Raw genomic sequence first — 22,054 nt, forward strand, 5'->3', positions numbered from 1 at the left:
GGTATGAAAATGTAAGTTAAGGAAGCTCAGATAATTTTTTCTCCATGATAATGGTCCTTTCTTCCCCGTAGTACTCATTGCTTAACGCACTATACCCAAGCTTTTGATAAAATCCCTCCGCAGTAATTGATGAGGAAACTGTCAAACTGGAAATACTTTCTTTACGTGCCATTTCTTCTAAGTAGTGCATTAACAAGGATCCCGCTTTTTTACCTTGCTTATTGGGTAATACAAAAACCGTTCGCACTAGGTTTCCCTCAAGACTTGCTGTACCAATAATGTGGTTCTTTTCTGTTATGACAATAATTTTTCTTTGTTTCATTTTTACAGTTATTTGTTCTTTAGAAAAACTTTTAATCACTTCATTGATCACACTGTCTGGGTAATCCTTTGAACTTACTTCTTTGAGTGTTTGAATGATAACGTGACTGATTGCTTCGGCATCAGCAAGAGTTGCTCTTCGTATACATAAATTGGTCATCATTCTGATTTTATATCGTCAATAGTTTTCAAAATATATTCGGCACGTTCTATAATGGAAATCTTTGGTACTTCTATTATATCGTACCCACATTTTAGATACCCTTCTTTAACCGCATGATAAGTCTCTACTGCTTCATTAAAATCCTGTTTTCTTTCGGTATCATGGCAATAAATTTCAGGCCAGGGAGGGAAGAGGAATGCTTTTTGGTTGTATCGATAGTTATTAACTGCCTCATTAATTTCTGAAGTTACTCCGCCACAAAATCGTTCAGAATAGCTATACAAATCGGGGATACCGCGATCAAAGAAGATTATCCTTTCGGTAACTGGCAACATTTTAGTATAATCGGCAATGGATTTTTTGAGCATTAAATCACAATATATTATTCTATTACCGGTATGAGTAGCATTACCACCAGTAGCTTGTTGATTTATGATAATATCACGCGCCACTTCGGCTATAACCAGATGTCCTTGTTGTTTTAACCCATTCAAAACGGTTGTTTTACCTGCACCTGGACCACCAGTGAATAAATAAAATTTGGGACTTTGAATTAAATTCATTGAGTTTTCATCATGTTCGGTCCTTTAATCCTGTTGAGTTTTCCCCATCTTGATGTAATACCAAATGTGAAACTTGTCCGCTTTCATTTTTGAAAAAATTAATTTGGATATCTGGTATTTTCCCAAAAAATTTAGTTTCTGATTCAGGAAACAATTTCATATTCGGTTGGTCTGTTTCCTGTACCATCAAATAGCCATTTTGTAGAGAAATAATAAGTTGCCTCAAGCGGGTGAGGCCATAGGTGCCGACATATGGTTTAATGTTGTATGTTCCAATATATTTAGCAAGCGATTCAGAAGAGAGAACTATTTCTTTTCTCTCGGAAGGTAATGTAACAGATCTTCCATGAGCTAAGCCTACCAATTTTAAAGCAAGATCTTGCGCAACATAACCTAAGGCATTTAGGTTGGCTAAAACAATAACCGTGAGCTTATCGTCTGGGAAATAGATTAATTTGGTATTAAATCCACTAGTGCCACCAGCATGGGATATTACTTTATGCCCATTCAAAGAGTATATTCTTACACCCAAGCCATAATCATTTTTAAAAGGCTCTATCATTTTTTTAAGTGATTCTATTGATAGAATTTTTCCTCCAAACAAACTTTGTTCCCATCTTAGCAAATTGTGTGTTGTGGAGTATAAAGAGCCTGCTGAATAAGGAATACTCATATCTAAATAATCTGCATTACGAATTCCATTTGAGCTGACCATATACCCAGCAGCACGATGTAAAATAATTTCTGAGTGAGAGTCATATCCTGAATCGTTCATCTCAAGAGGTTTGAATATATTATTTACAACAAAATCTTGATAACTTTGACCACTTATTTTTTCAATTAGATATCCTAGGAGCACATAGGCCGAATTGTTGTACTCAAAGTTTGATCCAGGTTGGAAATTTAATGGTTTGTTGCGAAAAAATTCGATTTGTTGTTCTGGTGTTTTGGTACTTGTTGTAAATGCAGCAAAATCAGGAAAACTAGTGTAACTAGGAATCCCAGAGGTGTGGTTTAACAAATGGAAGAGTGTTACCTTGTCCCAAGCAGAAGGTGCTTCTGGCATGTATTTATTAGTGAAATCGCTTATTTTAAGCTTACCTTGTTCTTCAAGCAATAAAATCGCTACGGCTGTAAACTGCTTTGTGAGCGAGGCGATGCGAAATTTTGTAGTTGTTGTATTAGGTATTTGCCACTCAAGATTGGCGTAGCCATAACCTTTATCCAGAATAATATGCCCATGTTGTGCTACAAGAATTGATCCCATGAATTGTTTATCTGCTACATACGTCTGTACAACCTGTTCCATGCGCAATACTTGTTTATTCATGGCACAACCTCCTAAAGGACATAAAAGCGATCATCTATTTTTTGCTAAGATTTCAAAAAAATCCATCTAGAAACTGTCGGTGAATCTGATAAAGACGGGCGTGGCGGTTCGCCCATGTTCCATGTTTAACTGTAAAGCCAATTGTAGCAAAAGCTCTGCTCAGGCGTAAGAGTGGCATTATGGCACTATAATCAGGAATTGGGCGAATGCTTTCATAACCTCTTAAAAAGGACTTTATTCTAGTAGGCCTCTCTCCCCATTCCTTAAGCTCCAAAGGACAAAAATCTTCTTCGGAAAAACTGGAACGGCCTGAAGCCCAATCAATAATTCCTTGAAGTTTGCCATTATTAATGATCACATTACCTGGACGAAAATCACGGTGTATCATGCAAGGACCATCTACTGAGGACAAGAGATTGATATGGTCATCATAATATCGGTGGCATTGATCAAGCAGTGTTCTAGGCAAATGATTACTACATTCCGCAAAGCCTTCATCAAATTTACGAGTAAAGTAAATACGTGGGTCAGGGCTTAAATCATGAGGTTGTGTAAGGTCGCCATACCCGTTTACGCGGTTGAGATGAATACCTGCTAGCCGCGAACCAATGTCATAAGCCAATGTATCGGTAAGATCTATTATTTTAAGCAGGGTGCCGGGTAGGCACTCCATTAAAATTGCACCATGAATACCTGTGTCTGGTGGCACTTATTGTATAATACGCGGTACTGGTAATATCCCTGCAAAGTGTTTTAGAAAAAAAAGTTCGCGTAAATAATCTTGAGTTCGGGTACTTATTTTTAAAATAAGAGGTAAACCAGTAGGCTCTGTTACTTTATATACGATGGCAACCATTGCATCATCATGGTCTATGCGTATAAAGGTAGCGCCATGAAGATTAAGGCGTTGTTTATACAGAGTGATAAGATTATCCAATTTAATCCTAAATTATGGTACAGCTTTAGATGTGGGTAAAAATTCTTTGCGTAAAAAATAAAACACCGAGTTTTTTTGAAATCCATGTCGTTCAAATTCAATGGTAAAGCCAAGTTTTTGATAAAAACCAAGTGCTTCCCAATCCATAGTATTAACGGTGGCAAAGGTGCAGCATTTATCCTTACCGTATTGGAAAGCTGACTCAATAAGTTTTGTCCCCAAACCTTGATTTCGAAGTGAGTCACTTACCCAGAGTTGGTCGATATAAAGACAGCCATATAGAGTACAGCCATTACAGCCGCCGACGATAGTATTGTCTTCTTCACGGATGAATAAGCCAAAAAAATCCAGAGGCTTAAATCCTTTTTTCTGGGTGGCTTGGTTCATAATAGCATCACCAAGAACCTGAATATCCTCAGGGCGTGGATTGTTTTCAAAGATCACTTGGTAAGTCATGACAAGATTTTCCTAAAGCAAATTAAACGATTTATTTATCATGCTACAACTGGTGGAATAAACCCCTCAGCCTGCATTTGCCAAAGTTTGTAAAAATGGCCATATTGATTCTTTAATAAATTCTCCAATGAACCATCCTCAACAATTTCACCGTTAACAAAAACTAATATTCTATCCATATCTTTTAGGGTGGATAAGCGGTGGGCAATAACAATTGTGGTTTTATTAGCCATGACTTCATGCAGCGCTTCATGAATTTCGCTTTCAGTGAGGGAGTCAAGTGAGGAGGTTGCTTCATCCAGGAGCAGAATTGGGGCATTTTTAAGAAACGCTCGTGCAATAGCAATACGCTGTTTTTGCCCGCCAGATAACTTAACCCCGCGTTCTCCAACTAATGATTGATATTGTTCAGGTAAATCCATAATAAAATCATGGCACCGCGCTTTTTTGGCTGCATCAATGACTTCTTCATCTGTAGCACTAACCCGTGCAAACTTGATGTTTTCTAAGATGGAACGATGGAATAATTCAGGTTCTTGCGGAATGGTTCCAATTTGCCTTCTTAAAGAACCTTTAGTGACTTCTTTTATATCTTGATCATCAATTAATATTTGGCCTGATTGTATCTCCATGAGGCGTAAAATTAATTTGATAAATGTCGATTTCCCCCCGCCGGAATAACCAACTAGACCAACCTTTTCGCCTGGATTTATTGTGATTGTAAGGTTTTTAAACAAAGGCTTGTTGTTTTCATAATGGAATGAGACTTCACGAAATGAAAGCTGACCTTGTGTCACTTGAAGTGGTTGTGCATTGGGTAGATCAGTAATTTCATGAGGTTGTTTAATAATACTTAAAGCTTGATTGCAGGTCCCAACCACTTTGGAATAACGTTGCATCTGTTTGCCCATATCATGTATTCCCCACATAAAGGTAATTGATAAGGTTAACACTAATGCAAAATCTCCTGCACTTACCCATCCCAGCTTAAGGCCGTAGATCAATGCAATCAGCATGGAAACAATCAAAACCGATCCACCCAGGCCTTGCAGAAAATTTATTTTTAAATTATACCAAGACAGTTTCCGGTCACTTTTTACGACCCGATTGAGGATAGTATCAATGTTCGAGACTTCATGAGCAATATTATCAAATAATTTGGTGCTCATGACATTTGAAACACTATCAGAAACCGAACCTGAAAGTTGGGAAATGTTTTCTGAAAATGTTCTTGAATAGCGCTCAGCACCTTTTGATGCAATATAAGAAAGGAGAACAAATAACAGAGCCCACAAAAATAATATCATACTAAATATTGGATGAACTACTTGATACAGAGTTCCGCAGGCAATGATTGCGGCAAAGAGCCTTGGGTAAAACCATTCATTGGGTATGCTAATTAAAGGCTCAATATTTTCCATTAGATCAGCTATTTTTTTAGTCAAAGCGCCAGCAAATGTATTTTGGAAAAAAGTATGTGAATGATGCAGCAAATAGCAAATTACATCCCTCTCAACAGACGATCTAATATAAGGATATAATTGCAAATTAACGTAATCATATAAGCGAAAATTCAAATTAATAATAATGGACATTGATGCATAGATAGTCGCAGGGAGTATGATGGCAGCTATCATTTGAGTTTGATCGGCCGAATAGCGAATGACCGTATCAATAATCACCTTTAGCAAATAAGGACTAAGGGACATTTCTATCGCCCAGACAAGAGCGGTAAGGATAAATCCAGCCAAATACCATTTTTTATGTTTTAAATAGCGCCAGACAAACGGGGTTAGTTTGTTGGGCAAATTTTTAATCTCATACATGTCTTGCATGACTTAAAAGTCCCTCATAGTGCTTTGCTAATATTAGTACAAAACCCCACTTATTATTTTTATTTAATATTTTCATCGTCATCCTCATTCTTAACCCAATAATCAGCAGGGCCTCCACTAGGTGTTGGCCTTGTTGATAAGGGACTTAGCTTATATGTTGATCCTTTCTCGTTGCCACTGGATCCACTCGATTCTTTTTTTCGATTTGCAATGATGGTTTTGTTTACGGTATCAATTAAAATTTTATCCTTAAATATTAAGAATAAATCGTTATCATGTACCGTATTATCGTCCTCAAATTTACAAACGACAAATAGATTGGCATCATTTTTATCATTAAATTGAGCAATTGTTTTTCTTTCTAAAGAATCCATGGTTTTAATCATGACTTGGAAAATAAATGGGGCTGCATTATTAAAATCACCATTACCTTCCGCATATTTGGCATGGGTAATAGAAATGCTCTCTTTATTTAATTCATGCAATAGTTCATGGTCGTCATATAGTCTATAAATAACCTTTTTTCTTTCTTCATCGGTTATAGAAGATTTTTTTGCCAGAAATAGCTTTGCTTCATTTAAGTCATTAAACTCAGCAATTGGTTTTTCTTCGCCTCTGGCATAATGTTCGGTAATTTTATAGTTCATCTGACATCCCAAGTAACTGGTCATTTTTAATGATAGCATATTGATGTATCAGGAGAGCCAAGAGGCGTCCCAGCTAACTAAGGGAGAAAAAAGGCGTTTTTATTTTCCAATAGCTTTTATAATGCTCGATACATGTTCATCGATAGCGCCGTCATCAGAACTGAGCGAAAAACTTGCTACTTGCTCATATAAATCATCACGTTCCTGGCGAAGTTTATTTAGAAATGCTTTGTAGTCGGCCGTAGGTAGTAGTGGACGATTATGAGCAATTCTATCCAATTGCACATCGAGACTCACTTTCAAATAGACCACAAATTCAGAAGATAATAATTCCTGGTTTTTTTGATGACAGATGATACTATCATCGGTCGTTACCACTATATTTTCTTTGGTTTTTTGATAAGACAAAATATCTGATAAGCATTGATGGAAGGCGTCTTCACCTTGTTTTCCAATGATTTCCGTTACGGGTCGACCTATTGAAGGAGCCAAGGCAAAATCAGCATCAATGAATTGCCAGCTCATTCTTTTTGCAAGTGCTTGGGCTAGAACGCCTTTGCCTGCTCCTGAATGACCAACGATAAAAATGCGTTTGTATTTACTCATTTTAATATGCTCCAGATGTTGTATTGCTATTATGATACTTAAAATTCTTAACTCTATAAGCCATTGTAACTTTTAGTTTAGACCTTAGTTTCTCTATCAAGCTCTTGTGCTATTGTATATTTACCTGTATCAGGCTTTCCGATGAGATAAATAATGTAGGAGTTGTTTTTAGTATTATTTTTTGTGCTCATATAGTTTCCAGCGGGTTGTAGAATAATTAGTCAAGTGTCACGTGCTGTCATAATATAGCAGATAAACAATTCATGAGCTTCAATTGTTGATGGTTGGTATTTGGATGCACTACAATATTCATCAAAAGCTGATTGTAACTGTATTGCTTATTTATGGAGAATTAATGTTTAATCTATGGAACTATTTTAAATTCATCGCATTTTTATTGTTGAGTAGTATGGTGTCGTCGTCTTTTGCATCTAAGTTAACTACATCAGAAAATAGAGTCATTTCATATACAGATGTTGGTGAAGGTAAGCCAATCGTGCTAATTCATGCCTTTCCAACAGATCAAAGATTATGGGAACCACAAAGAAAAGGTCTAAAACAATACTTTCGTATAATCACATTGGATTTATGGGGATTTGGGGAGTCCTCACAGACCGATGGACAAGCGGTCACAATGATTGAATATGCCGCTGAAATTAAGGAGCTCCTAGAGCAATTACATATTCAGAGTGCAATCATTGGCGGAGAGTCTATGGGGGGATATATAGCACTCGCGTTTCTTGAGCAGTATCCAGAGAAAGTTGACGGCCTGATACTATCTAATACACAGTCCATTGCGGATAGTGATGAAACTAAAAAAAATCGAGAAGCATCTGCTGTCGATGTATTGGATCATGGAACAACCCATCTTATTGAAGGATTCATGATCAAGGCATTATCTGCTGCTGCATCGGAACAAACTAAAGTTCTTTTGCGTGCAATAACTGAAGCGCAGACGCCCATGGGTATTGCCTCTGCTTTACGTGGCATGTCATTGCGTAATGACACTTCAAATCTGTTTGCTATGACCACAATCCCAGTCCTTCTGATCACCGGAGAACAGGACATAGTCATACCTCCACAGCGAAGTAAAGACATGCATGAGCTCGCTAAAAATAGTACCTTACTGTCTATTGATAACGCGGGACATTTATCTAATTTGGAGCAATCAGAACAATGGAATCAAGCGGTAATAGGCTTATTTTATTAACTGAATTAGTTATATTAATCCTCAGATGACTGCATTAGGTTATTCGGGTGCACGCTTTAGAACATTTTATTTAAAATTAAAATATTTTTATCAATCCTAAAATATATAGGCTGTTTCAGCATTTATTATTGTCTATGAATGTTTGTAAGTTATCGATTATTTTTAAAATATTTTGATTTAGCTGTGTAATAACTGTTTCTTCCATTGGACCTGTTGCAATCTGTTGCATGGTGTTTCCTTGGGCTTGTAATTTTTTATATGCCTCTTTTGCCTTATCAGTGAGATAAAAATGATAACTCCGTTTATCTTCTTTGTTACGAATGCGATTAACTAATCCATCTCTTTCCATGCGATCTAATATTCGTACAACTGAAGGTTGTTTTAAGCCTGCGCTTTTTGTAAGCTCCATTTGATTTTGACCATCTCTTTCTAATAGCCTAACAAGGAAGATAGTTTGAGCATAAGTCACGCCCAGTTCATCTAAATTTATATTGGCTACTCGCTCGAATAAACGCGCTGCTTTTTTTATTAATACACCGGTATGTTCATTAAGTTTAAAATGCATAAAATGGGCTCGTTGTGATAGTAGAAAGTTAATTATATAGCCAGCTATATTTATTGACAATTCTATTATTAAGAAATTACAATCCCTTTTTTTAATATCAAATAAAAGGAATTTGATTGTATGCTGCACACTTTATTATTAGTACTAGTTTTAATTTCTTCCATTTTTAATGTATGTTGCTATGCCTCATCGACTAATTTGCTCGCTGTTGTTGAGGAAAATTCTGATCATGTCAGTTTTTATAATGTTAAAAATGGAAAACAATCAGGAAGTTTAAAGGTAGGATTTCTTCCGCATGAAATTGCTATTACCAAAGATGGAAAAACGGCTTATGTAAGCAATTTTGGTATTAGGGATTATGATAGTGGTTCAGGAACTCCTGGTGCCAGTATTTCAGTAATTGATATTCCTAATCGTCTTGAAAAATATCGTTTATATACCTTTGATCCTGCAGAAAATCATGAATATTCAGAAATTGATAGTGCGCCTCATGGTGTGAAGCTGCGGCCACCCTTGGAAAAACAACTCTATGTCAATGTGGAAAAAGGAAATAAAATATTAGTGTTTGATGTAGATAATAAATCCATCATCAAAAAAATCAACGTAAGCCCTAATACTCACAATCTTTTTTTCTCACAAGACGGTAAAACATTATGGTTGATGGCAGGAAAAGATGGTGTTATTCGCATCGATCCAGATTCTGGTCAGGTAACCGGAACTTTTAACTTACCTACGCCCGTGCGTGGGTTAAAATATACATCGGATAATCGATCGCTTATGGTATCTGCTGTGAATCAAATTGTTTTTATTGATCCCGAAACATTAACAGTTCAAAAACAATTCACTAATTTAGGGGTAGGGCCTATTCTTTATTCCGATATTACTCTTGATCAAAAATATATTCTTGCACCAGCAGCTTTTGATCATCAAGTGGTGGTGTTGGATGTTGATTCTGGCAAAGTGATCAAGCGATTGGTAACGGGGTTAAATCCAATTAATGTCCTTGTTAGTCCAGATGAGCCTTTTGCCTACGTTTCTAATGCAACAGATAAGCATTTGACTAAAATTGATTTAAACACATTTGAAATTACTGCTATTCGTAGTCACGAGGGACCCAATGGACTAGGTTTTGTTCCTCGACTTGCCCATCAACCACATAAAAAATTACCTTTAGGTGTTCTCTTACCTTTGACTGGAGCTGAGGGATCCAAGGGACGAGATATGATGAGAGGCTATGAATATTGGAAACTAAAGGTCACTCAAGCTGGTGGACTCTTAATTGCAGATCAAGCTTATGATATTGATATTATCTATTTAGATACCGAATCCAGGCTTGAAAATATAGAACCATTAACCTTAGAGCTTTTAAACCAATATAAGGTACAAGCTTTGCTCACTACTTATGGACAAGATGCCTATACCATAGAAAAAAACCTTGCAGAAAAACACAAAATATTGATTACACCTTCTTTAGGCCTAGAAGAGCCTTGGTTTCCTAACAATACAGCACGAGGACATGATTATTTTATAACTACACAAGTCTATGCTGAAGGTTATCACGCGCAGTATAATTTTAAACCCTCTGCTTATTCCGCTTCAGCAAGTGCATTGGGGCTTGTATTGCAGAATGCTGTTCAATCCCTTGATACGCTGGATTATATGAGTGTCTCTACTGTGCTTAGAGAACATCCGTTTAATATTTTTTATCCTGTCTTTGGGAGTTAACCGTAATGAAAAAAAATATTCTTATACTGTTTATAGTGATGATGTTTAGTCTGTCTTTGGTCCACGCTAAAGATGAGTACCAATTTGATCCTAAAGATGTTCACCATAGTTTGTTGATACCTGATGAGCAACGCCGATCGCCTGCTATTTTATTATTACATGCCAGTACTGGAATTGAACCAGTAAATTATGACTGGGCGACACGACTTAAAAATCATGGTTACGTGGTTTATATAATCGATAGCTTCAAACCACGTGGATGGGAGGATAGAAAATCAGTGGGGTGGGATAGGGCAACAGAGGCACAGCTTAGTGATGTAGCTCCAGCTTATGAATACCTTAGTCATCTTCCTTTCGTAGATCCTGACCGAATTGGGATTTTGGGCTTTTCAATGGGCGGATTTGATGTATTAAAGGTGATGGAAACGTCAATGAGTGATCCAAAACCCTATCAAACACTCCCATTTAAAGCTGCTGCATCCTTTTATGGTGTTTGTCATCGCCTTGATCCAGAGACGAAATTGAGAGGTCCAACACAGGTGTTTATCGGCTCAGAGGATGATAGGGCTCCAACAAAAAATTGTATTGATCTGGTCTATAGAAGTGCTCAAAACAATGAACTGGTTTCTCTTATCCTGTATCCGGATGCGCTTCATGGTTTTGATAATTTTGAATTTCCACCTTCAAAAGAAGTTACTGATGAGCGAGGGGAGTTCTATCATATTGGTTTTAATGAAGAAGCACGTCAAAAAGCACTTGAAGACTTGCCTCGTTTTTTTGATATGTTTCTTCAGAATCAATGATAAGACAAGGTAAGAGATCAAATGAAAACCTTGCTAATTGTTGGTATGGGATTAAGTGGCAATGCCACTTTTTGTCAACTGGTAAATCACTTAATATCATCGGAAATCATACATGAAAGTGACACTATTATTAGGGTTTTTGAAACAAATAAATCTCTTTTTGCCACGGGAGTTCCTTATCAAGTTGATTGTCCTGAAATTTGGACATTAAATAACCCGGCAAGGGATTTTAAATTTATTCCTGAAGTAGAAGATCTGACAACCTGGATAAAGGCTAACATTGATATTTGGAAATTGAAATTTCCAGAAATCAATGAAGATTATGTACCACGGGCATTAGTTGGAATGTATTTAAAAGCTCAATATGAAATTCACAAAAAAAAGGCGAAATCTCATGGAATTGAAGTTCATGAGCAGTTTGAGGAAGTCATTGATGTAGCCTCTATAGCAGAAGGTACATGGCAGATCCATACTAAGTTTGGTCAATACACAGCTGATTGTCTTTTTCTATGTTTTGGACATGCACCAAACTATCATTTCCCACATTTATTTTCTAAACGCAATTTTTTTTCATCTTCAATGGCTGTTACTGCTATGGAAAAAATACCGGTAGATGCCGATGTATATATATTAGGAGGACAAGCTACCTTTGTGGACATTGCATTGTGGCTTGCGTATGTTCGCAATCATAAAGGTAAAATCCATACTGTAACAAGAAATTCACCTGTTATAACAACAAAAGGTAACAATGAACCTTGCGATACAGCGTCACTGGATGAGTTACAAATGTCCTTAAGCAAACAATTCTCTAATAGTTTATCTTTTGCAGAAGGAAAAAACTTATTTTGGAACGCTTATAAAAAAGCTGCTAAAGAACCAGTTGATCCTGATAAACAACTATCAGCTCGCGATATACTTGAGTATCAAGTGTCTAAATTTGATAAAAAACCATATCTGAAGCCCTCTTTAGGAAATATTGACGAACTACGTTCTTTTATTAAATATTTTTATTTTAATGGCTGTTACAAAGAATTATGGGAGAAATTGGGTGACTCTGAGAAAACACTATTCATTAATTTGATGTATTCGCAAATTATGGCTTATTTAACAGGTATAACGCCATTAAATGCAAGGTTGTTATTAGAGTTGCATAATAGAGAAATGATAAAAGAACAAATAGGAGTGACTCAGGTTACTTATGATGAAAGTAAACAGAAATTTCTTCTTTACTTTCAATCTGGAGAAATCATAGAAGCCGAATATGTTATTGATGCCAGTGGGTTTGGTTATGATATCAGTCGCTGCCTTGATTCTTCCTTACTTCACAATTTAGTAATTAAAGGATTTATTGTTCCTAAAGAACATGGAGGAATATTAATAAATGCTAGTAGTCAGGTATTGAATAGCAGAGGTGAAGTTCAAAAAAATCTTTTTTGTATTGGCCCAGTTGCATCTTATGGTTATCAGTACCCAACACCTCATGCCTCATTTCTTGTGTTTAATACAGTTGATCATGCTGTTAATAGCATTATTTAATCGAGTATAAATCAGTTATATTAATCCTCCGATAACCTCATGAGGATATTCAAGCGGCAAACTTGAGTACACCTTATTTAAAATTGAATTATTTTTATCAATCATGTCACTATGATTAGAAACAACATAATTTTTACCACAAGCAGTAAAACCAATCTGTGCAAGTAACTGTGTAAATTCCGTCCCAGAATCTGCTAAAGAACTAAGCTCAATTCGCTGGGCATGTTCTTGCAAGGCAAAGGATACTAAAGCTTTTAAGATGAAACCTGCAATCTCAACTGAATCAGCGTAAAGAGGGGACAAGCGGTAGCACAAGGTTATTGTGTCCTCTTGATCTATTTTTTGGGTTACAGTCAACACTCCATAACCTTTTACTATACCCTGCTCATAATAGGCGAAAATTATTGCATCAGATCGTTGCAGCCAATGATGAATAAAATCACGAAAACCGGCACCACTGGTATCGGTAAACAGTTTTTTATTATAAGTTTCAATATCACTCAGGTGATTTGTTTCAATTTTTCTAAGTGAACCTTCCTGGATTATAGGAATTATAGTTTTTAATTGGTCATGATTTACTTTGCTCACATCGAGGGCATAAAAAATATTTATTAATGGGGTTTTCAGAAAGCCTAATTGTTCATAGAAGCCGACGGCACGTGGAACTGAATGGAAACAAACAAGCATGTTCTTGTTTGTATTGGCAGTAATGGTATTTTGCCATAAATATGGCCCTACGATTTTTTGTCCACGAAATTTCCCAATTACCAAAAAGAAACCAGCAGAACGAATCGGCATTCCCTGTATATGACCTAGACTGGAATGCAATAATACACATCCAGCCAATTCCCCATTAACTTTAATTGCTGAAATCTGATTACCAGAATAGTTAAAATAAAAATTAACATCATCCTCGCTGTACAGCCAACCCTCTTTGTTTGCTTCGTCTTGCATTAGCCAGGATAATTCCTCTTTTCGAATGGGTGAAATTTCTAAATTCATGAAATCCTCATGCAAGTAATGTTGTTTTATAAGTGCTATTAGCGCATGATTAATGAGTAATAAATATGCGCTCTAAATAGTTTGCAGACAATTATAAATCAAAAGAGTGTTGATAAAAAGAAAGGAATGATTGGATTGACCAATGGGGCCTTACATTGTTAGTATTTTTGGCTCCCCAGAACAAGAAGTATAGGTAAACAATGGAACCAGTTACTTATCAAGCGCTCTTAAATCGATTCACACATTTAAACACTACTCATATCTGCGACGCCATGCGACAGGTGAGATTGCTTGACCCAAGCATTATGCCTGTTATAAAAAATAAAAAAACAATTGGTCGAGCCGTCACTGTTGATAGTCGTGGGGATTCACTTTCTATCATTAAAGCATTGCAAATAAGTACTCCTGATAGTGTTCTGGTTATTGATTCTTGTGCTTCAACGCATGCTTTAATTGGTGAAATTTTTGCAATTGCGGCGTTACATAAGAGGATTCAGGGGGTAATCCTGGATGGATTTTACCGTGATATCAATGAAATTAAAGCCATTGGCTTGCCTATTTATGCAAAAGGAACATGTGCCAGGGCGGGTACTAAAAATAAAATTGGTTCTATTCAAGAAAAAATTACTTGTGGTGGAGTTGTTGTGTTACCTGATGAAATTATCATGGCGGATGATGACGGTATTATTGTTCTAAGTGAACGAGAAGCAGTGGCTGTCCTGCCTCTTGCAGAACAAATTAAATCAAGGGAACAGATTGCTGTTGAGAAAATTAGAAGCGGAAACGCATTAGAAGATATTTATAATTTTGATGAGCATTATGAACGTATTTTAACAGGGGATATGGATAGCACATTTTCTTTATCTTTTAGTGATTAATAATGGAGTGACCCTGCGTGACAGAGTTATCAGTTAAGAACATCAGCGCGCTGATTATAGGTAATGCATTTGAATGGTATGATTTTTTTGTTTATTCGTTTATCAGTATGTATTTTGCAAAGTTATTTTTTCCAAGTACCAACTCGGTTAATTCAATTTTGGCAGTGACAGCAACATTTGGAGTTGCCTTACTCATGCGGCCTTTGGGTGGTGTGATTCTTGGCGTATTTGCTGATAAATATGGTCGAATTCGGACAATGAATTTAATCATCCTAATTATGACGTTATCGCTTGTTTTAATTGCTACTGCTCCAATTTATAATCAAATTGGCATCTATGCGCCAATATTAATTTTAGTTGCCAGATTAATGCAGGGATTTTCAACAGGTGCTGAATTTGGCGTTTCGTCAGCTATTTTGCTTGAACTATCTCCACCAAACCGGCGTGGATTTTATAGTTCTTTACAAACGTTTGGCCAAATGATTGCTGTTCAATTAAGCGCACTTGTTGGTTTGTTGCTTGCTAATTATTTGACTCCTACGCAAATTGAGCAGGGTGGTTGGCGTATACCATTTATTTTGGGTCTGATAATTTTACCTGTTGGCATGTACATTAGATGGCAGGTAAAGGAAACAGTAAATCCTTCTTTTAAGGTCTCTAAATATTCATTAATTCATATAATAAAAAACAATATCAAGTCAATACTGATAACCATGGGTCTAGTTAGTGGTGGTACCGTGTCAATGTATATCATCTTATCTTATATGCCAATTTATGTGACAAGATATTTAGATTTAACCGCCCATGATTCCTATTGCTCAGTGCTTGTTGGTGTGGGTCTTATGACCTTACTAATACCTTTTTTTGGTTGGCTGTCAGACCATATTGGTAAAAAGCCTTTGTTGGTCATCTCCATGTTATTGTATTTAATTGAAATATATCCCTGTTTTTTATGGTTAAACGCAGCACCTTCGTTGACCAGATTAATCATCATCCAGTGTTTCTTTTGTTTTTCATTGGCAATGTATTATGGTGCTATTACTGCAGCAATGACAGATCTCTTTCCGAAAGAGGTTCGCGTTACCTGTTTATCTATTGGTTTTAATCTTGGAGTGATGATCTTTGGGGCTTTTGCGCAATTTATTGTTACCTCTTTGATTGAGGTTCTAGCTACACCAATGGCTATTACAATTTATCCATTATTGGGTGTTGCAATTTGTTTGATTACAGCAATGTCTTATCAAGAGTCAGAGGCTAAAAATATGGGGTCATTATATGCCAATCAAACTTGATTGGCATGGAGCAATATATTTATTGTAAATAGTAACTTTAAAACGGAAATGCTGGCAATTGATTAGCATCTCTAAGCCAAAATCGATGATGCCACTCATCATATATTGAGAACGGCATTTTGCTTTGTTTGAACTCAGTAAAAGAAAGATCGCAAAGGAGCCACTTTAGAAATTCTGCACAAATTTTGGGATTAATGAGTTGACCTGATTGATGCGCTTCTTTAAATAGGTTGTGTAAATGAAATGAGGTGGTTTCTCTTAGCATTTTTTGAATGTTCGTGTCTACTTCGCCTGGGATAACACAAGAAACACCAATATTTTTCTCTTCTAATTCCTGCCTGACTATTGCCGATATTTCATCAAGAGCCGCTTTGCTTGCACAATAAGTTGAACTTTCTTTAAGCTTAAGGGTCGCGGCTCTTGATGTGACGTACAATATTCGAGACTCTGGTGGCATTTGTGAGGCAAGTAACGCGGTGAGCTTCATGGGTGCTAACAAATTAACAAAAAATACCTCATCAATGCTGTCGCAAGTATATTGAGAAAGGGGTCGAGGCTGGCTTTTCATGCCTGCATTTTGCACAGAAAGCTGCAGGGGCAAGCCTGAGTTGATTATCGTTGTAACAACGTGTTTAATGCCTTCATTTCGTGTAAAATCTGCTTGAATAGGGATAAAATCTGGGAAAAGTGCTTTTGTTCTATCTAAGCTCTCAATATCACGCCCCGTCCCAAAAACAATCCAACCATGTCTTAATAAGTTCTGAGTAATTTCAAGGCCGATACCGTGTGTTGCTCCAGTTACTAAAGCTGTTGGTTTCTTCTTGTTAATCATTATCTATTACCCTTAGAAATAAAAACACTAGTGTATATGCAGATAACCCTTAATCCAATATTAAGGGGGCTGTTAGTATTTGTACTTTTCAATTCATATTACTATTAAAATATGTTGGCTGATTAGGGTCGCTACAAATATAAAACTTAATCCCAATGCCACTAACAGAATTTTAGAGCTCATCAATCAATTACTCCTTTTGATGCGATTATTTTTATTATCCTAACCAGGCACAATTATTATACCCATTACTATTGACCCTCACGTAACGTGATAGAATACAATCGCATGTAAGGAGAAAAAGTATGAAATATTACCAGATTAAAGAGATTAGCCGAATGACTTCATTAACCGCTCGATCATTGCAATACTATGATGAGATTGGTTTATTACAACCCGCTAAACGCTCTGATTCTGGTTATCGCCTTTACTCCGAAACAGACTTGCTCCAGTTACAGCAAATCATCACTTTAAAATTCCTTGGTTTTTCATTATCTGCAATTAAAAAAATACTTGATAATCCAAGTTTTGATGTGATGGTATCCATCGCGATTCAGGCTCGTGAATTAAGAGAAAAGGCTTTAAAGCTTAATGAAGCTTCTTCTTTACTAACTTATATTGCAAGTCAAATGGATGCTAAGCAACCAGTTAACTGGAACAGTACAGCAAAGATTATCGAAATATTGGAGGTGAACACAATGAATGACCAGCTTTTAAAAAAATATCAAACCAGTGCCAGTCACACTGAATTAGGCAAACAATCTCAGTATGATTCGTCTTATAATCCAGATAGACTCTATGCTATTCCAAGAGCAGGAAAACGAAAAGAGATTGGTATAGATCCTGACCAGCTTCCTTTTTCTGGTTTTGATTGTTGGAATCATTATGAAGTGTCATGGCTTAATGAGAAAGGGAAGCCGATGGTAGCTATTGCTGAATTATTTTATGACTGCAATTCACCATATCTTATTGAGTCAAAATCGCTAAAGCTTTATTTTAATTCATTCAATAACACCAAATTTAACAGCATGAATGATGTAGAAAAAACCGTTGCAAAAGATTTACAGGAGCGTGTAGGTAGGGAAGTTTGGGTAGCTATTTATCCATTGAGTCACTCAAAAAATAATGCCTTGCTGCCGTCTTTTGAAGGAGAGTGTCTTGATGATTTAGATATTACCTGTTCGGTTTATATGGTTGATCCCAATTTTCTTTCAGTAAGTGATGAAACTGTAGAAGAAATTTTGTACTCTGATTTATTAAAATCCAATTGCTTAGTCACTAACCAGCCAGATTGGGGTAGTGTGCAAATTGAGTATAAAGGAAAGAAAATTAATCGCGAAGGACTATTAAAGTACCTTATATCTTTTCGCAATCATAATGAATTTCATGAGCAATGCATTGAGCGAATCTTCATGGATATTATGAGATTATGCCAACCGGAATCACTCACAGTTTATGGGCGTTATACTCGCCGCGGGGGGTTGGATATTAATCCTTATCGTTCAACTGAGAAGTCAATAATGGATGGAAAGAATTTTCGATTAGTTCGCCAATAGCGGCATTATTATTAAGTATGAGGTTTGGATATGAAACTTGAGCAATTGATTGGTAATTATCAGATTTTTTTCTCGGATTTACTTCATCGCCTAAAAAATGCAGGGATAAATATAACTGGTATGCCGTTGAGTCACTTGCTTTATAGAGTCACAACACTTTCTGGATATGAGATGTTGCGTGATCAATTAAAGACATTCTGCTGTGAATTTGTAGAAACCCAATTCAACGGTAGAGCAGTGTCCATATTAATTTTAAAAGAACCTTTAGTGCTTGAAGATGGATTTATTGTGGAGATGATCGAGCTACCTGCACCACGTTCGGCACATATGTACCCCAGTGGTCTTGAGAGCATTGGGGTAATACTTGGAAAAACATTGCCTTCATTTATCAATGAACATTATGATGTTTTAACAGGAATAAAAGAGCATGGGGAGCATTGCCAACCTGCTTTTATCACTTTTGATAATGACAAGACTGCTAAATTTTATAATATATCCCTTAGGGAAATTGTAATACGGCAGGGATGGTCGATTGGGACGCTGAGCAAATAAAGCTCATGCTATCAGCTTCGAGTGATGAACTGATAAAAATAATTTTCAATAACTTGGATAATAGGATAGATCAAGTATTGAGCTACTATGTGCCCCATCCTAAAACTATAATTTTATACTGGATGTTTTAGATTCATCAAAACCATCATAAAGTGAATTGTTGCGGTGCCCTTCATGGGTTACCCAAATTTCTTGTACTAATTCATTTCCAAACGATACATCCCCTTCAGGTTTCATAATTTCACTAAGTAAGCTAAACACACATTGTGCAAATGCTTCACTTGATGCTCTTGGTTCTGACTTGGGATAGCCTGAGACGTTTCTAATAGAGATACCATTTTCAATAGTAATAGTTCGTTCAGACTTGGTACCGGCAACATTGCCTCCATTACTTGCTGCAAGATCAACTATAACAGCATTTCTGGGTAAAAATTTTAAACTTTCTTCATCAATTAATAACGGTGCTTTTTTCCCAGGTGTCCTTGCTGCTGTAATTAAGATTGTTGCTTCGAGCAGGTGTGGCTTGATAAAATCCACCTGAAGTTCATCAGTGGGTAGGACATAATATGTTATTCCAGCTACTTCTAATTCAGCTCGGCGACATTCTTTTCTACCAAACATCTGAACTGGAATCTTATATTTTAATCCTTCAAATGCCGCACTAATTCCTGCTGCACCAGTACCAATCACTGTTAATTTTACAGGTTTCTCTCCTTTATAATATTTTAAAGCATCATGAAATGCTAACCTACCCGCAATACGGCTCATTGCCGCCTGTGCGTTTTTGGAATCATGGATAGATATGCTTTTAAATAAATCAAATGATAATGTTGTTAGTCCTAATTTTTGCCAAGTAGCAATATGATTATCAGCCACAAATGGAAATAAGAATCCTAACATTGCCGTGTTTTCATGAAAATGCTCATTTTCTATGAGCTCTCGTTCCTTGCTCGGGCGGAGAACTCGTACAATGAACGTATTGGCAGGAAATCCTGATGATGTTAGTGAAAATAATTCCGCACCAGCATTTATATATTCAGCATTTGCAAATCCTGCATTTAATCCAGCATCTGTTTCAACGAATACTCGATAGCCCATATTTACTAACATGCCCACAATTTTAGGTGTTAAAGCAACACGTTTTTCTTCGTGGAGGGTTTCTTTAACCACGAGAATTTGTTTAAAATGCATCATCGTTTCTCTACATTATTAGGGTATTTTAAATTGATAACCCCATGTTCTCAAACTCAATAAAATGGGCTTTAATGCCATTCCAAAGTTACTAAGACTATACTCTACTTGTACCTGTCCTTCAGTTTGAACCCATCGCATCACTACGCCATCACGTTCCAATTGTCTGAGTTGTCGTGTAAGCATTCTATGTGTTATTGCAGGAATGACGCGATGAAGCATATTAAATCGCAGCTTGCCGTTAAAAAGATGGTAAATAATAATTCCTTTCCACTTCCCACCAATAACATCTAATGCTGCTTCCAGTGGACAAGCTTCTCGTAAGACTTTATTCCGTGTGGCCATGCATTTATCCAAGTTATACCTAGTATCATTTTGATACCATAATACATAACTGTGCCTATGAGAAGAGCGTATTATAACGATAGAGTATAAAAATGTTATATGGAATAAACAAAAATAGAGGATTTTATGATCAACAAAAATTTATTAATAATAGTAATAATAATTTTCACAACACATGTATGGGCAACAAATAAACCAACCACGAATTCATTGTTCAATGATACGCTAACAAAACCCATTACAATTATTGATCCTGGTAAAGAGATAACAAGCGACTTTACATTACCATCTCATGGCTGGTCTATCCTCTCGTCAAAGGATCTACGTGGTAAACACGAGATTTTTGATATTAAAAATGATAAAGAGCATGTGTTCCTTTATCGGGTAGGCCCTAGAGCTGAAATTGGCATTAAGGAACATGATGATTGGGAAGAGGTAGTTATTATCAATGGTACATTAGAGTGGCTCAATCCTAATGGACAGACGCAACAAATATTAGGTATTGGTGCTTATGTGAATAGATCGCCGCATACCAAACATGGTCCATTTAGGGCAGGTAATAAGGGATGTTTAATGTATGTTAGAATGCACAGTTAGTAATTGTTAGCTTTGAGGTATTTGGTATGCAATTTGCGCGACTGGTAAACAAGGCATATAAAAACTCGTATATATTCTTTATGCAATTTAATTTAAATATCCATAGGATTTAATTAATTGAATACCTCGCTTAATATTGGAATTATAGGGCCTGGGCGAGTTGCAGAGCGTCATGCTGTCGCATTGAAAGATGTTGCAAATGCACGCTTGTGGAGCGTTTGTGGGAAAGACATTACTAAGACAAAAGCTTTTGCACTACATCATCAGGCTCAATCAGATATTAACGCATACAACAATATTAAAAAGATGCTTGATGATTCTGCTCTTGATGCAGTAATTATTGCAACACCTGATGATTTACACTTAAATCACCTCTTAATGGCTATGGAAGCTGGAAAATCTGTTTTAGTTGAAAAACCACTATGCACTTCATTAATTGAGCCTAAAGAACTATTAGATTTACAACAAAAACATAACAGCACTATTGCGCTGGGTTATCATTTAAGATGGAATACAGGTTTAAGAAAGCTCGCAAATTTTATCCATCAAAATAAGATGGGATCTATCAATCATATGCGTATACGTTGGGCAGTTAATTTTGTAGATCATGCAAAATGGCGTATTAACCAGAAGCGAAGAACCTGGTGCTGTTTATCCGCATTAGGTACTCATCTAATGGATTTGGCTAAATGGATGATGACTCCTCAATGTGGTCCAATTCAAGAAATAAAGAGTTTTATTAAGACCATAGATAATACATATTCGGACGGCACTGATTTAATCATAATTCAATTTAAATCAGGGGCTACAGCTGAAATTTATTGTTCCTTAGTATGTGATTTGCCATTTAATTTAGAAATATATTCAGAAAAAGATATAGTGGTTGCCACTGACTTGGCAGGGAAGTTTGAACACAGAAAAATAATGATAAATGATGAGCCTCTGGTTTTTGAAAATGCAAATTCTTATGTCAGTCAACTAAATGATTTTGTTAATGCAATTAGAGAAAGAAGAAATCCTGAAGTAACTTTACTTGAGGGATTGGATAATGTACTCAATTTGCTTGCTATTTATCCTTTGAGGTAGCTATGAATTTCACTTTATCACGCATC

At 36.4% G+C, this 22,054-nt stretch carries 24 protein-coding genes and 1 pseudogene; 11 read left to right on the plus strand and 14 right to left on the minus strand.

What is annotated here, in order from left to right; genetic code table 11:
- Positions 1-16 precede the first annotated feature (16 nt).
- From Lwor_RS00435 to Lwor_RS00470, 9 genes are all read right to left on the minus strand, one after another.
- On the minus strand, positions 17-484 hold the full coding sequence (locus tag Lwor_RS00435; RefSeq protein ID WP_058491724.1) for a GNAT family N-acetyltransferase: 468 nt from the start codon (positions 482-484) through the stop codon (positions 17-19).
- Entirely contained in the window at positions 481-1,047 is a 567-nt protein-coding gene (locus tag Lwor_RS00440; RefSeq protein ID WP_058491726.1) for an AAA family ATPase, read from the minus strand. Before Lwor_RS00440 ends, Lwor_RS00435 begins: the two co-directional genes overlap by 4 nt.
- Before the next feature lie 10 nt (positions 1,048-1,057).
- On the minus strand, positions 1,058-2,377 hold the full coding sequence (locus tag Lwor_RS00445; protein WP_058491728.1) for a serine hydrolase: 1,320 nt from the start codon (positions 2,375-2,377) through the stop codon (positions 1,058-1,060).
- A gap of 52 nt (positions 2,378-2,429) precedes the next feature.
- Positions 2,430-3,086, minus strand: a complete 657-nt coding sequence (locus Lwor_RS00450; RefSeq protein WP_338011233.1) for a phosphotransferase — start codon at positions 3,084-3,086, stop codon at positions 2,430-2,432.
- Positions 3,087-3,314 carry a hypothetical protein gene (locus tag Lwor_RS13985; protein WP_202967149.1) on the minus strand — a complete coding sequence of 76 codons (228 nt, stop codon included), beginning with the start codon at positions 3,312-3,314 and terminating at the stop codon, positions 3,087-3,089.
- A 12-nt stretch (positions 3,315-3,326) separates the two neighbouring features.
- Positions 3,327-3,758 (minus strand): GNAT family N-acetyltransferase, encoded by a 432-nt coding sequence (locus Lwor_RS00455; RefSeq protein ID WP_238584584.1) that lies wholly within the window; start codon positions 3,756-3,758, stop codon positions 3,327-3,329.
- A 50-nt stretch (positions 3,759-3,808) separates the two neighbouring features.
- Complete coding sequence (locus Lwor_RS00460; RefSeq protein ID WP_238584585.1) at positions 3,809-5,521, minus strand: ABC transporter ATP-binding protein; 1,713 nt, start codon at positions 5,519-5,521, stop codon at positions 3,809-3,811.
- A gap of 143 nt (positions 5,522-5,664) precedes the next feature.
- Positions 5,665-6,252 carry a hypothetical protein gene (locus tag Lwor_RS00465; RefSeq protein WP_058491734.1) on the minus strand — a complete coding sequence of 196 codons (588 nt, stop codon included), beginning with the start codon at positions 6,250-6,252 and terminating at the stop codon, positions 5,665-5,667.
- A 99-nt stretch (positions 6,253-6,351) separates the two neighbouring features.
- Positions 6,352-6,858 carry a shikimate kinase gene (locus Lwor_RS00470; RefSeq protein WP_058491736.1) on the minus strand — a complete coding sequence of 169 codons (507 nt, stop codon included), beginning with the start codon at positions 6,856-6,858 and terminating at the stop codon, positions 6,352-6,354.
- 295 nt (positions 6,859-7,153) lie between these two features.
- Here Lwor_RS00470 and Lwor_RS00475 point away from each other — a divergent pair, with 295 nt between their 5' ends.
- Positions 7,154-8,068: an alpha/beta fold hydrolase gene (locus Lwor_RS00475; protein WP_238584586.1), complete on the plus strand. Its 915-nt coding sequence runs from the start codon at positions 7,154-7,156 to the stop codon at positions 8,066-8,068.
- A gap of 115 nt (positions 8,069-8,183) precedes the next feature.
- Here the strand turns inward: Lwor_RS00475 and Lwor_RS00480 are convergent, their stop codons facing one another.
- Entirely contained in the window at positions 8,184-8,633 is a 450-nt protein-coding gene (locus Lwor_RS00480; protein WP_058491738.1) for a MarR family winged helix-turn-helix transcriptional regulator, read from the minus strand.
- A 120-nt stretch (positions 8,634-8,753) separates the two neighbouring features.
- On the opposite strand from Lwor_RS00480, the gene Lwor_RS00485 reads away from it, so the two are divergent.
- From Lwor_RS00485 to Lwor_RS00495, 3 genes are read left to right on the plus strand one after another with little or no spacing between them, the layout of a single operon-like run.
- Positions 8,754-10,358, plus strand: a complete 1,605-nt coding sequence (locus Lwor_RS00485) for a DUF5074 domain-containing protein (protein WP_058491740.1) — start codon at positions 8,754-8,756, stop codon at positions 10,356-10,358.
- Positions 10,359-10,363: 5 nt separating this feature from the next.
- Complete coding sequence (locus Lwor_RS00490; RefSeq protein ID WP_058491742.1) at positions 10,364-11,161, plus strand: dienelactone hydrolase family protein; 798 nt, start codon at positions 10,364-10,366, stop codon at positions 11,159-11,161.
- A gap of 21 nt (positions 11,162-11,182) precedes the next feature.
- Positions 11,183-12,697: an FAD/NAD(P)-binding protein gene (locus tag Lwor_RS00495; protein ID WP_058491744.1), complete on the plus strand. Its 1,515-nt coding sequence runs from the start codon at positions 11,183-11,185 to the stop codon at positions 12,695-12,697.
- 15 nt (positions 12,698-12,712) lie between these two features.
- Here Lwor_RS00495 and Lwor_RS00500 read toward each other — a convergent pair whose 3' ends face one another.
- A complete protein-coding gene (locus tag Lwor_RS00500; RefSeq protein ID WP_058491746.1) occupies positions 12,713-13,699 on the minus strand; it encodes a GNAT family N-acetyltransferase in 987 nt (328 codons plus the stop codon).
- A 200-nt stretch (positions 13,700-13,899) separates the two neighbouring features.
- Here Lwor_RS00500 and Lwor_RS00505 point away from each other — a divergent pair, with 200 nt between their 5' ends.
- Both Lwor_RS00505 and Lwor_RS00510 read left to right on the plus strand, forming a co-directional pair.
- Positions 13,900-14,577 carry an RraA family protein gene (locus Lwor_RS00505; RefSeq protein ID WP_058491748.1) on the plus strand — a complete coding sequence of 226 codons (678 nt, stop codon included), beginning with the start codon at positions 13,900-13,902 and terminating at the stop codon, positions 14,575-14,577.
- A 17-nt stretch (positions 14,578-14,594) separates the two neighbouring features.
- Positions 14,595-15,869: an MFS transporter gene (locus Lwor_RS00510; protein ID WP_058491750.1), complete on the plus strand. Its 1,275-nt coding sequence runs from the start codon at positions 14,595-14,597 to the stop codon at positions 15,867-15,869.
- 37 nt (positions 15,870-15,906) lie between these two features.
- Here the strand turns inward: Lwor_RS00510 and Lwor_RS00515 are convergent, their stop codons facing one another.
- A complete protein-coding gene (locus Lwor_RS00515; RefSeq protein WP_083501540.1) occupies positions 15,907-16,701 on the minus strand; it encodes an SDR family oxidoreductase in 795 nt (264 codons plus the stop codon).
- 338 nt (positions 16,702-17,039) lie between these two features.
- On the opposite strand from Lwor_RS00515, the pseudogene Lwor_RS14245 reads away from it, so the two are divergent.
- The 3 genes and pseudogenes from Lwor_RS14245 to Lwor_RS00525 all read left to right on the plus strand — a co-directional run.
- Positions 17,040-17,159 (plus strand): annotated as a pseudogene (locus Lwor_RS14245) (MerR family DNA-binding transcriptional regulator); the annotation flags it as partial.
- 240 nt (positions 17,160-17,399) lie between these two features.
- Complete coding sequence (gene queF / locus Lwor_RS00520) at positions 17,400-18,257, plus strand: NADPH-dependent 7-cyano-7-deazaguanine reductase QueF (protein WP_058492201.1); 858 nt, start codon at positions 17,400-17,402, stop codon at positions 18,255-18,257.
- Between the two features lie 30 nt (positions 18,258-18,287).
- A complete protein-coding gene (locus Lwor_RS00525; protein ID WP_058491751.1) occupies positions 18,288-18,809 on the plus strand; it encodes a VOC family protein in 522 nt (173 codons plus the stop codon).
- Between the two features lie 105 nt (positions 18,810-18,914).
- Here the strand turns inward: Lwor_RS00525 and Lwor_RS00530 are convergent, their stop codons facing one another.
- Positions 18,915-20,003: a Rossmann-fold NAD(P)-binding domain-containing protein gene (locus Lwor_RS00530; RefSeq protein WP_058491752.1), complete on the minus strand. Its 1,089-nt coding sequence runs from the start codon at positions 20,001-20,003 to the stop codon at positions 18,915-18,917.
- Positions 20,004-20,018: 15 nt separating this feature from the next.
- Positions 20,019-20,345 carry a winged helix-turn-helix transcriptional regulator gene (locus tag Lwor_RS00535; RefSeq protein WP_058491753.1) on the minus strand — a complete coding sequence of 109 codons (327 nt, stop codon included), beginning with the start codon at positions 20,343-20,345 and terminating at the stop codon, positions 20,019-20,021.
- 126 nt (positions 20,346-20,471) lie between these two features.
- Here Lwor_RS00535 and Lwor_RS00540 point away from each other — a divergent pair, with 126 nt between their 5' ends.
- Complete coding sequence (locus tag Lwor_RS00540; protein ID WP_058491755.1) at positions 20,472-20,942, plus strand: hypothetical protein; 471 nt, start codon at positions 20,472-20,474, stop codon at positions 20,940-20,942.
- Between the two features lie 117 nt (positions 20,943-21,059).
- Positions 21,060-22,028, plus strand: a complete 969-nt coding sequence (locus Lwor_RS00545; protein WP_058491757.1) for a Gfo/Idh/MocA family protein — start codon at positions 21,060-21,062, stop codon at positions 22,026-22,028.
- The last annotated feature ends 26 nt before the right edge of the window (positions 22,029-22,054 follow it).

It is taken from the genome of Legionella worsleiensis (assembly GCF_001467535.1).
Classification (GTDB): Bacteria; Pseudomonadota; Gammaproteobacteria; order Legionellales; family Legionellaceae; genus Legionella; species Legionella worsleiensis.

What these genes read in the sequence shown, in the direction of transcription:
- Lwor_RS00435 (WP_058491724.1), bottom strand. Translation starts at nt 484, where the DNA reads ATGATGACCAATTTATGTATACGAAGAGCAACTCTTGCTGATGCCGAA.
- Lwor_RS00440 (WP_058491726.1), bottom strand. Translation starts at nt 1,047, where the DNA reads ATGAATTTAATTCAAAGTCCCAAATTTTATTTATTCACTGGTGGTCCA.
- Lwor_RS00445 (WP_058491728.1), bottom strand. Translation starts at nt 2,377, where the DNA reads ATGAATAAACAAGTATTGCGCATGGAACAGGTTGTACAGACGTATGTA.
- Lwor_RS00465 (WP_058491734.1), bottom strand. Translation starts at nt 6,252, where the DNA reads ATGAACTATAAAATTACCGAACATTATGCCAGAGGCGAAGAAAAACCA.
- Lwor_RS00470 (WP_058491736.1), bottom strand. Translation starts at nt 6,858, where the DNA reads ATGAGTAAATACAAACGCATTTTTATCGTTGGTCATTCAGGAGCAGGC.
- Lwor_RS00475 (WP_238584586.1), top strand. Translation starts at nt 7,154, where the DNA reads ATGCACTACAATATTCATCAAAAGCTGATTGTAACTGTATTGCTTATT.
- Lwor_RS00480 (WP_058491738.1), bottom strand. Translation starts at nt 8,633, where the DNA reads ATGCATTTTAAACTTAATGAACATACCGGTGTATTAATAAAAAAAGCA.
- Lwor_RS00485 (WP_058491740.1), top strand. Translation starts at nt 8,754, where the DNA reads ATGCTGCACACTTTATTATTAGTACTAGTTTTAATTTCTTCCATTTTT.
- Lwor_RS00490 (WP_058491742.1), top strand. Translation starts at nt 10,364, where the DNA reads ATGAAAAAAAATATTCTTATACTGTTTATAGTGATGATGTTTAGTCTG.
- Lwor_RS00495 (WP_058491744.1), top strand. Translation starts at nt 11,183, where the DNA reads ATGAAAACCTTGCTAATTGTTGGTATGGGATTAAGTGGCAATGCCACT.
- Lwor_RS00500 (WP_058491746.1), bottom strand. Translation starts at nt 13,699, where the DNA reads ATGAATTTAGAAATTTCACCCATTCGAAAAGAGGAATTATCCTGGCTA.
- Lwor_RS00505 (WP_058491748.1), top strand. Translation starts at nt 13,900, where the DNA reads ATGGAACCAGTTACTTATCAAGCGCTCTTAAATCGATTCACACATTTA.
- Lwor_RS00515 (WP_083501540.1), bottom strand. Translation starts at nt 16,701, where the DNA reads ATGATTAACAAGAAGAAACCAACAGCTTTAGTAACTGGAGCAACACAC.
- queF (WP_058492201.1), top strand. Translation starts at nt 17,400, where the DNA reads ATGAATGACCAGCTTTTAAAAAAATATCAAACCAGTGCCAGTCACACT.
- Lwor_RS00525 (WP_058491751.1), top strand. Translation starts at nt 18,288, where the DNA reads ATGAAACTTGAGCAATTGATTGGTAATTATCAGATTTTTTTCTCGGAT.
- Lwor_RS00530 (WP_058491752.1), bottom strand. Translation starts at nt 20,003, where the DNA reads ATGATGCATTTTAAACAAATTCTCGTGGTTAAAGAAACCCTCCACGAA.
- Lwor_RS00535 (WP_058491753.1), bottom strand. Translation starts at nt 20,345, where the DNA reads ATGGCCACACGGAATAAAGTCTTACGAGAAGCTTGTCCACTGGAAGCA.
- Lwor_RS00540 (WP_058491755.1), top strand. Translation starts at nt 20,472, where the DNA reads ATGATCAACAAAAATTTATTAATAATAGTAATAATAATTTTCACAACA.